The organism is Xylanibacter ruminicola, from assembly GCF_900142525.1.
Lineage (GTDB): Bacteria > Bacteroidota > Bacteroidia > Bacteroidales > Bacteroidaceae > Prevotella > Prevotella ruminicola_A.
In genome coordinates this window covers 1-9,824 of sequence record NZ_FRBD01000042.1, presented here as the reverse complement: position 1 = coordinate 9,824, position 9,824 = coordinate 1, and the positions used below count along the sequence as shown (strand labels likewise).

At 38.8% G+C, this 9,824-nt stretch carries 6 protein-coding genes and 1 pseudogene; 5 read left to right on the top strand and 2 right to left on the bottom strand.

Translation table 11 applies throughout. The annotated features are described in order from the left end of the window. A partial coding sequence (locus BUB86_RS16620; RefSeq protein WP_139261732.1) for a helix-turn-helix domain-containing protein occupies positions 1-383 on the bottom strand: 383 nt, incomplete at its 3' end. A 70-nt stretch (positions 384-453) separates the two neighbouring features. Here BUB86_RS16620 and BUB86_RS16615 point away from each other — a divergent pair. Continuing rightward, positions 454-828, top strand: a complete 375-nt coding sequence (locus BUB86_RS16615; protein WP_073211791.1) for a hypothetical protein — start codon at positions 454-456, stop codon at positions 826-828. A 66-nt stretch (positions 829-894) separates the two neighbouring features. Further along, positions 895-1,210: pseudogene (locus tag BUB86_RS16610) on the top strand (nucleotidyltransferase domain-containing protein). Between the two features lie 121 nt (positions 1,211-1,331). Here BUB86_RS16610 and BUB86_RS16605 read toward each other — a convergent pair. Further along, entirely contained in the window at positions 1,332-2,213 is an 882-nt protein-coding gene (locus tag BUB86_RS16605; RefSeq protein WP_073211788.1) for a hypothetical protein, read from the bottom strand. A 640-nt stretch (positions 2,214-2,853) separates the two neighbouring features. Here BUB86_RS16605 and BUB86_RS16600 point away from each other — a divergent pair. The 3 genes from BUB86_RS16600 to BUB86_RS16590 are packed head-to-tail and all read left to right on the top strand — an operon-like array spanning position 2,854 to position 9,777. Beyond that, the gene (locus tag BUB86_RS16600) at positions 2,854-5,931 is read left to right on the top strand and encodes a virulence factor SrfB (protein ID WP_073211793.1); all 3,078 of its coding nucleotides are present in this window, start codon (positions 2,854-2,856) and stop codon (positions 5,929-5,931) included. Between the two features lie 18 nt (positions 5,932-5,949). Then, complete coding sequence (locus BUB86_RS16595; protein WP_073211784.1) at positions 5,950-8,757, top strand: virulence factor SrfC family protein; 2,808 nt, start codon at positions 5,950-5,952, stop codon at positions 8,755-8,757. A 9-nt stretch (positions 8,758-8,766) separates the two neighbouring features. Continuing rightward, entirely contained in the window at positions 8,767-9,777 is a 1,011-nt protein-coding gene (locus tag BUB86_RS16590) for an InlB B-repeat-containing protein (RefSeq protein ID WP_073211781.1), read from the top strand. The last annotated feature ends 47 nt before the right edge of the window (positions 9,778-9,824 follow it).

Sequence of the window (9,824 nt, the reverse complement as noted above, 5' to 3'; positions counted from 1 at the left end):
ATACTAGACGGATTTAGTTTAACATCTGGGGTTCCTTTACTTCTTCTGTCAGGTACCTTTCCGTCTGCAAAGGTACTAATCCATCTGCGAATAGTTAGTCTATTTACATGAAAATCTGCACTCAATTGTGAAATTGGAACATGATTTAACAAATGAGCTTTCACAATCATTAGTTTTTCCTCCAAAGTTTTTTGCTTTTTGGATTCTTTGTGTCTCAATGCAAGTTCTTGCAACTCCAATAAATCTGAATCTTCGTTTTTCTCCATTTTAAAACGTTTTTTTGATTCAACGTTTTTCAGGGTAAGACACTTTGCTAAAATAAGTACGGCAGAATCAGGTAGAAAGTTAACGAGAATTTTGTAAATACTGCCGTACTTTCTCATCTTTTGTAAGGTTTCAACGTATGTATCGATTTTTTTTGTATCTTTGCACCAGATAAAAGAGCTGAAGCATATGGAACAGAAAAGAGTAACCCCTGAATGTATAACCGACCTTGCTGAAAACGAGGTGTTTGTATTTGGTAGCAACCTGGCTGGGGCTCATGAAGGCGGAGCTGCCCTGTTGGCCTATCGTAAGTTTGGTGCCATCTGGGGGCAGGGTGTAGGTCTGCAAGGGCAGAGCTATGGCATTCCCACCATGCATGGCGGTGTAGAATCCATCAAACCCTATGTAGATGAATTCATCGAATTCGCCAAAACCCGTCCCGACCTCACGTTCTTAGTAACCCGAGTAGGTTGTGGCATCGCTGGCTTCACCAACGAGGAAATCTCCCCCCTCTTCGCCAAAGCTCACGAAGTTCCCAATATCGTCCTCCCCGCAGGTTGGTAAATTTTTCCCTAAATATTTGCAAAGTTCACGTTTTCTTCTTATCTTTGCCGCAGAAATATAAAGGTAATGCGAAGACCAGAGATTGTAGAACGAATAAAACAGACCATCAAAAAGACCGAGCCCACGGCAACGGCAATTATGTATGGGTCTGAAGCACGAGGTGATGCTCGTGCCGATAGCGATATTGATGTGCTCGTTCTACTTGAGGGGGGAAGCTAGAGACTTAAAAAGAGAGGAAGCTGTGTCAGGAGCCCTATACGATCTTGAACTCAGCACAGGTGTTCTCATCAGTCCTATGATTATGCTTCGCAAACTATGGGAGAATCGCCCATTTAAAACACCCTTTTATATTAATGTAATGAACGAAGGAATTACGTTATGAACGAAACTCTTGATGCCCCAAGCCGCGATGCGCTTGTACAGTACAGACTTGATCAGAGCTGACGAGACGCTGAAAGAAGTGGAGATTCTTATGTTTAATTGGCCTCTCGATCCATAATCCATTATTCTTCAATCTCATCAGCTTCCATTTCGCATTTAATGTCCATCCGCACCAAATAGAGGTCGTTCAGCATGGAATGAAGATAAGTAAGTAAATTGGGTATTTCTGCCATGAAGGGCACGGTATGACTGGCTTCGGCATACATCTTATTAGTAACGCAGTCGATCGTGTATACAGTAACGGCATCATGCTCCTGATTCACTTTGTTTACAACCTCGCGTAGTTGGTTTACTTTATCCATGTCGCTTAGCGCCACATTGTATAGGCTATAGTGGTTCTCTAATAACACTTTCTTTGTTACTCCGAAAAAGGTTGCACGATACGTTTCCGTCTGGTAATCAAAAACGATGCTTTCACAACGCGATTCCTCGTCCTTCCATGGCTCGTAATCGCACCCCATTTCCCTGATGGTTTTGATAAACAAGTCTTTGGTTTGGGTAGATTCGATGTCTATAGGTTGCCACTTGCCTGCGTTCTCATTCTCGTTATCTTTCTGTAGAGCTTCGTTTACCATCTTGTAAACACGCATCAACTCTTGAAGTTCAGAACGCAGGTAGTCCTCGATATTAGGAATCTCCTCTATGAATAGTATTTTTCTGCGATAATAAGTAAATTTTACTGTTGACGAAATAACTACATCACTCTTCCTGCTCACCTCGTTGATAATCCTTCGCATTCTTAAGGCATCCTCGGCATCGTGAAGTTCTTTCCAGTCCATATACTCCAGGGTTATGTACCTACCTCCCTTATCTTCTTCTGCTTCAAAGTCCATATCCTGGTAGTCAAACCAGATGGTATCTTCGTAGTTGTGGCTCTCATACTTGATACCCATATTAATGAGTGTATTGAGAAAAAGCTCCTTTGCCGAATGTATTCTTTCCATCCCTAAACAGTTTTTATTGCGCAAATATACATATAAATTTGAAAACACCAATAGTAATCTCATTTTTTTGCAGCAAAAAACTACGTCATACTTGCCCCACAAGCCTTGCGAAATTAACTTTTTTACAAAAATTCTCATAAAAGTTTGTTAAGTTCGAAAAAACTCTTTATCTTTGCACTTGACTCTTATAGTCTGATAGCGTTACGCGACATCGGAATCTCCTGACATTGCGTAAATGAATAAGACTGATCCATGCCATGCTAAGAGAAGCAGCAATCTGAAGAAACAGATTTGGCGGGAGTAATAAAAGAGTCGCGACATAATTAAAAGGCGTCTTAAGGCGCTTTGTCTTTGACATCCAAGAATCTCGCAAATTCGAACGATATTGTCAGAGCAGAGTAGCGAAAGATGCTCTCGGGATGTGTTTATATGCATCTCTCATAATGTCATATCTGTGATATTTATGAGATGCTATATTCATATCGACGTGGGCTTCTGCGTTGCTCGTTCTTCAATATCGGGCAATGCGAGAGCCTTTGGGTGTGGGACGAGTGGCAAGAGTTGTTCCCACGTCTTTTTTGTGTCGTTACCAAAAGAGAAGATTCGCATAATTGGGGACGATGCGGCTAACCAAAATACAATGGCTGAAGACATAAAACTGATTGCGAACTCTGGCATACAGATATATACTTTTCCTATAAGTATTAATACTCAGGAAAGGTTTAAAATGTGGTATCATGAGTGGTATGACACTGAGAATGGTGAGTGGCGTTTGGATCCTGTGTACGAACTACGCACTGATGACGAGTGTTACTATTATAACAAGCTAAAGCTTCATAAAGGTGGGTATTTGAGTGATCCAACTATCGAGATTGATGTTAATGAGCTCAAGAATGATGGTATATTACCACTTCGCATAGAAGACGAGAACTGTGCAGGTGTAAAAGGAGATATTTTTAGCATGACATTCTCGGATAAAGATAATAAGTTAGCTTCATACGAGAATGTTTGGCTTCCATTTCCTTATTTCTTTAAACGTACACCAAAGCGATTTAAGTTTGGACCGCTCAATTGGGCACGTGTGAAACTTATTCCAAAAGGCGAAGAGAAAGGAAAGAAAGACTACAACGTATTGCTTGCCTTTGATACAAGGGCTCGTTATGAAAATGATGAGTATGATGAATGTCCTGTGTTCCCGGATGTCTTTAGAGAGGATATGGATTTTGAATTGTGCAATAACGAGTTCTATTTGATGGATTACTGTTCGCCTAATAATAATTGGAGCTATATTGACGAATACCTTTTACATCTTGTACATCCTGGAATTCAGCGTGTATCACAAATAAAGGGTGCTAATGTTAGACGAATGGCTTACATTGCATCATATACATTCTTGATAAACTATCTAGCAAAGCAAGGTACCTTCCCAAAGGTTAAGCTTTACAAAGATACAGATGTTGAGATCAAAGACGTTGATATGGTTGTTGATATTGGTAATTCTCGTACTACAGCTCTTTTGATAGAAGATAATACCAATTTTAATCAGGTTCGACAGTTGGAATTGGTTGACTATACGAACATGATTAAGGAAGTTGACGATTCAATACTCATCAACAAGCATAACGAGCCATTTGACATGAGGCTTGCCTTTCGCAAGGTTGATTTTGGAGATTTTGGCATAAAAGATAGTAAACAGTTTGTTTATCCCAGCCTTGTTCGTTTAGGTCAAGAGGCAAATTCTTTAATTCATCTTGCAACTAATAGTGCAGATGAAGTTGAGTCTTTATCTACGTATTCTAGTCCCAAACGTTATCTTTGGGACTGGAGACCGAACAAGGAAGAATGGCAATTCCTTGTTCTTGATGGTGAGAAAGATGACCACATACTTAATGTTCGTGGAATAACAAATCAACTGAAGAGTGATGGTAAATTGGATCTGGCAGGTGAAAGTGGTAGTTCATTCCACTATTCTCGTCGTTCTTTGATGACGTTTTCTTTCCTTGAGATGCTTATTCAGGCAAAGACGCAGATTAATGGTGAAAATCATCGTTCTACCAAAACAGGATTCGGAAAACCTTCTATGCCAAGAAAGGTGCGTCGAATTATTGTGACTTGTCCAACTGCAATGTCCAAGGTAGAACGTGAAGCTTTGATTCATTGTGCTAAAGATGCTGTCATCTTGCTAGAAAATTTTGAATATAAAAACCCTGCAGATAACGCTAAGCCAGGAAAGTCTGTCGAAGTTATTCCTGCAGTACGTTCTATGAAGGATGATGATGGCTCATGGTACTATGATGAAGCAACATGTTCACAATTGGTATACATGTATGGTGAAGTCGGTCATAAGTATAAAGGTTGCTGTCAAGAGTTCTTTAATCTATATGGGAAAATCGAGGAAGGTGACGAGCAACCATCAATTACAGTAGGATCTTTAGATATTGGTGCTGGCACCTCCGACTTGATGATAAGCAAATACACTTACATCAAGGGGGATGTGACCACAATCACTCCAGATCCCAAATTTTATGATAGTTACTATTTTGCTGGTGATGACATGCTTCATGCGCTCATCAAGAACATAATGCTTCTAGATGAGAATAGTGCTTTTAGGACTGAATTAAAGGATCTTTCGACGAGAGAATACCGTCAGAGAATTAAGGATTTCTTTGGTGAAGACTATAACGGTCAGACCATTTCTGACAGAGTATTGAGAAAAGATTTTAATATACAATACTCGGTTCCTTTAATGTGCTATTTTCTTGAATTACTTAAGCAGGATAGTAAGGACTGTGTCGTCAAATACTCGGATGTTTTTTCAGATTGTCCTCCTAATGATGTGGTTATAAATGAGTTTAAACGTAAGCTGAATATTGATATTACTGCATTGAATTGGAGATTCAACAAAGAAACCGTATCAGAAGTCGTTCGCAAGGAGTTTGAACCGTTATTAAAGAAAGTTGCTACCATTATGTACTCGTATGCATGCGATATTGTACTTCTTTCTGGTCGTCCAGCATCACTCCCTGCAATCAGAGATATATTCTTGAAATATTATTCGGTTTCACCTAATAGATTGATAGTACTAAATGACTATTACGTTGGTGACTGGTATCCATTCGGAGAGAATACAGGTTATATCAAGAATGCCAAGACTATTGTTGCAATAGGTGGAGTTATTGGTCATTATGCTTCAGAACTCTCAAATCTTAATAAGTTTATTATAAACCTAGACTTATTGAAAGAGAACCTAAAGTCTACGGTTAACTTTATTGAAGCTTCTCGCGAGGGGCAGCCTATTGAGTATTTTATTACTCCCGATCAAAATAGGGGCGATTTGACAGTTAGCAGTATTCCAGAAACACTGAATGTGCGACAAATCGGAATGGATTCTTACCCTTGCCGTGCTTTGTACTCTATAGATTTTAATCGCCATAAAATGGCTGACAAAATAAGGAAGAAAGCTATTCTTGGCAACGAAGACTGCCCTACTGATGCTAAAGTTATGGGGCTCGTTAATGAAACTATTGATGCTTTGAAGAAGAGAATGCCATTCAAAATGACTATCGAACGAGATAACGAAGATAAGGAGAATCTATCAATATCAGCTATCACGGATAAAGATGGAAATGACATTATGGATGGTAATCTTGAGATTCATATTCAAAGTCTTGGTGTTGATGAGCAGTATTGGCTAGATTCTGGCGCATTTGATTTCTAACCTCAAAACGGAAGTATTATGTTACAAGATATAGAAAAACATATCGCATTGATAGATGGTTCAATTGCGTGGGCTAAAGAGTTCGATAAAGAATCGTTTCCTTACGAGGTGTTTAAAGAATACCGTCGTAAGTTGAGGCGTATACACACAGCACTTGAAGAAAATTGTTCTGCTGCAGCATATGGAGAAAGTCAGGTTGGTAAGTCATACCTGATGAGTAGTTTGTTGTCATCCCCAAATTCTCCATTTGTAATTACAAACGCGGGGAAATCATACAGTTTCATTGATGACTTGAACCCAAGTGGTGGTAATAATGCGAAAATAGAATCAACAGGCGTAATTACAAGATTTACCCTAAGTAAGGGTGATCCTGCTATGAAGGATTACGTAAGGGTGCGCAACCTATCTGTTGTGGATATTATTCTTCTTTTAGCTGATTCGTATTATAATGATATCAAGATTAACCAAGATAATGTCTTGAAGTATGATGATATCAACAAGGCGCTTGAAGGGATGAATAGTCTTTGGGCATCAAAGATTGTTGCTCAAACAGAAATAGACGAGGATGATATCAAAGATATTGCTGATTACATTCACGATGTGATAGGAAATGCTGCAGCAGGTGTTAACCAGTCAAACTTTTGCAAAATTGTTGCTCCTGTTATTCAGTATGTTTCTTATGACAAGTGGGTAGATATATTCAGTTTGTTATGGAATAAGAATAAAGAATTGAGTCATCTTTTCAGTGTTCTTATTAATGAATATAAAAAACTGAATTTTCAAACAGATATATATGTTCCTTTTGCTGCGGTGCTACGAGATAAGGGGACATTATTGAAGATAGAATGGTTAGATACTGTATGTGGTGTTGAGATTGATACAGGAAGAGATGAAATATATACAGATGTATATGACAGTCATGGTAATATCCTTGCCAGAGACTTCCACAAGGGCAATCTCTCAGCACTTATAGCTGAATTAACATTCGAATTGCCTACTTCTGTTGCAGAAGATAGGAAGTTCCTTCATAAGTTAGATCTTCTGGACTTTCCTGGAGCTCGTTCTCGTGAGAAGTACAAAGAACATGAAATAAGAACAGTATTACCCAAAATACTTCGTCGTGGTAAAGTGGCTTACTTGTTTAATAAATATTCGCGTTCGCTCCGTATAAGCAGTGTTTTGTTCTGTCATCATAATGATCAGAAAGCAGAAGCTACAATTGGAGAAACCATTAACAGTTGGTTGGAGGATAATATTGGAACAACTCCAGAAGAACGTGCAAGTATGCTAAATGACACCAACGGTATAGCTCCGCTGTTCTTTGTCGCGACAAAATTTAATATTGATCTTGAAAGAACAAAGACAGATAACCCATCAAATATTGAGAAGCTCAATGACCATTGGAACCGATTCGATACTGTGTTTCCTGAAATCATTAAGCCTAATAGATGGTTAGATGATTGGGTAAAAACAGGTGGGCTTTTCCGTTCAGCCGCATTCCAAAACATTTATCCTCTGCGTGACTTCTACTGGTCAAACAAAAATGGCGTTTTTGATGGTTATAGTGATGGCGCTGTTAAATCCGAAGAGAAATGTGTTCATATACATCCCGATTATCCGGATTACTTTGACAACCTTAAAGCAAGTTTCCTTAATAATGAGTTTGTAAAACGACACTTTGCAAATCCTGAGGCAACTTGGAATGATGTAGCTACCGTTAATAACGATGGCTCCAAGGCCATTATTCGAAACCTTGACTCCATTGCAGGTGTTCTTGAAGAAGCAAGAAGGAAAAAGTATCTTGTACAACTCATGAATATCAAAGCAGAGATGTATAACACACTCTCTGTTTACTTTGAACCAGAAGACAAGGAAGCAAAGAACAAGAAAGTTAAGCAAATTGCGAGTGATATAAGAATGTCACTTATCCTTAGTGTTGGTGAGAAGCCGGAAATTTTCGGTCGTATTATCGATAACTTGATGGTACCAGTTGGAAGCCTACGTGATATCGCTTATGATATTATCATATGTCATACAGATACTCCGAAGGATTTTTCAATAATCAATTTTATTAGAAAACAGGCTGATATTAATCCATCTGACAACAAGCAGCTTAATATACAGAAACTTTGTGATTTCTTTGGTTGTGAAACAGCTAAACTTGAAGAAGCGCTAAAGAGTCGTGGTTGTACAATCGCAGAAGTGGTTTCTAGTGAGACCGAAACACTTACGACGGTGGCCGATGTTGTTACCAAGCATATCGTTGATTATTGGAATGCATATATTAATAACAAGGTAAAGATTCTCGAACCAATGTTACCTCATTCGGAAGAGGTCGTGTTCATGCTTTCTGCTCTCTTGAAAAAGTTGGGTGTGAAGAAAATGCTTTCTGATAGGATTGATCGTTACTGTAAGGTGTTTAGTTTGAACGAACAGCCTAATGCAATTGCGGACTACGCTTCACTTACACTAAATAATTTTGTAAGTTCAGTTGGTAGGAATTATATCAGTGATGAGGAAACTGAGAGTATTCGTGTTAAGGCAGAAAAATGTCATATAAAAGTTGATTTGAGCCCTTCTGCATGGAATGTTGTGAGGAAACCGCAACCTTTGTTGCAGACTCTAAGTGCATTCGATGCCGCTTCTGATATTGATGTTGTTGACAAGAACTCACTCATGAAACTGCCTCTTTGGGACAACTTCCAGAGATGGGAAAACCTTGTCACTATTGGTTTGCTATATGCGAGTGACATATCTCATGTCGATCCAGTTGCAAATGCCAAAGTAAAAGAATTGATTGATAGTTGTGACACCTTATATAAATAGAATAAGTAAATGGCAGGACATACTTTTTTTGGAAAACAAAAGCTCTGCTATACAGAGGTCTCTGATTTTACCGATTATCAAGGTATAGGTCATGATCCAATGTATAAGAGATATGATAGCGTCTTTAGCGTTGTCAAAAGAGCCATTCCTACCAATCTACAGCATTTTCTCGCTACTCCAGAATACTTGGTTGATGAGGATCAAATCTGCTGGCATGTTGACAACTGGAATGAGCGTCCAAGTCGTTTGACTGAACTAACAGGTGAAGAACGCGACAAGTATAAAGGTATACTTGATGACACGGTCAGGAAATACAAATCCGCTATTATGGAACTTAATGGTGAAGATTTGCAGATTATGGCAGGAGCCATTAAGTATATAGATGATGATAGGGTTTATTGTGGAGATGATAAAGTATATCTTGTTGCTTGGGGCATGACGCTTGACAAGAATCAGCATAAAGTTATTGGATCTGTAATTCATGACTTTGAATATGTAAAGAAGTATAGGATTTCCTTCGATTCTGGTGAACATGGCTCCGTTTCAAAACTAGACAAGAGTATGAATAGAGCCGAAGGAGCGGTTTTGACAAACAATGACCTTCCAGCTGTCAATGTAGATGAAGGATGGGAATTTGTTGGATGGTCTCCGAATCCAATTGGAAGCGTTGTGTCTTCTGATATGGTTTTTACTGCTCAATATTCAAAAAAGGAAGCAATAGTTCCACCAGAGCCTCCTGTTCCTCCAATTGATACACCAGAACCACCAGAACCGCCAAAGGTGGAATACTTTAATTGTAGATTTGATGCTGGTGAACATGGCAAGATAGAAGGGGCATCCAATGTTCGTAAGGAAGCTAATTCTACTCTTGCATATGGTGAAATTCCAAGTGTTACTCCAAATAAGGGATACAAATTTAGGGGATGGAATATATCTCCTTACAACATGCTTATTGATGGTGATAAGGTGTTTGGAGAATGTAAAGTAAACTGTGTCAGGCTACAACAAAATGTAGTTTAACACGTTTATTTTATGATGGCAAACGAAGAAATTGATTACAAGCTGGC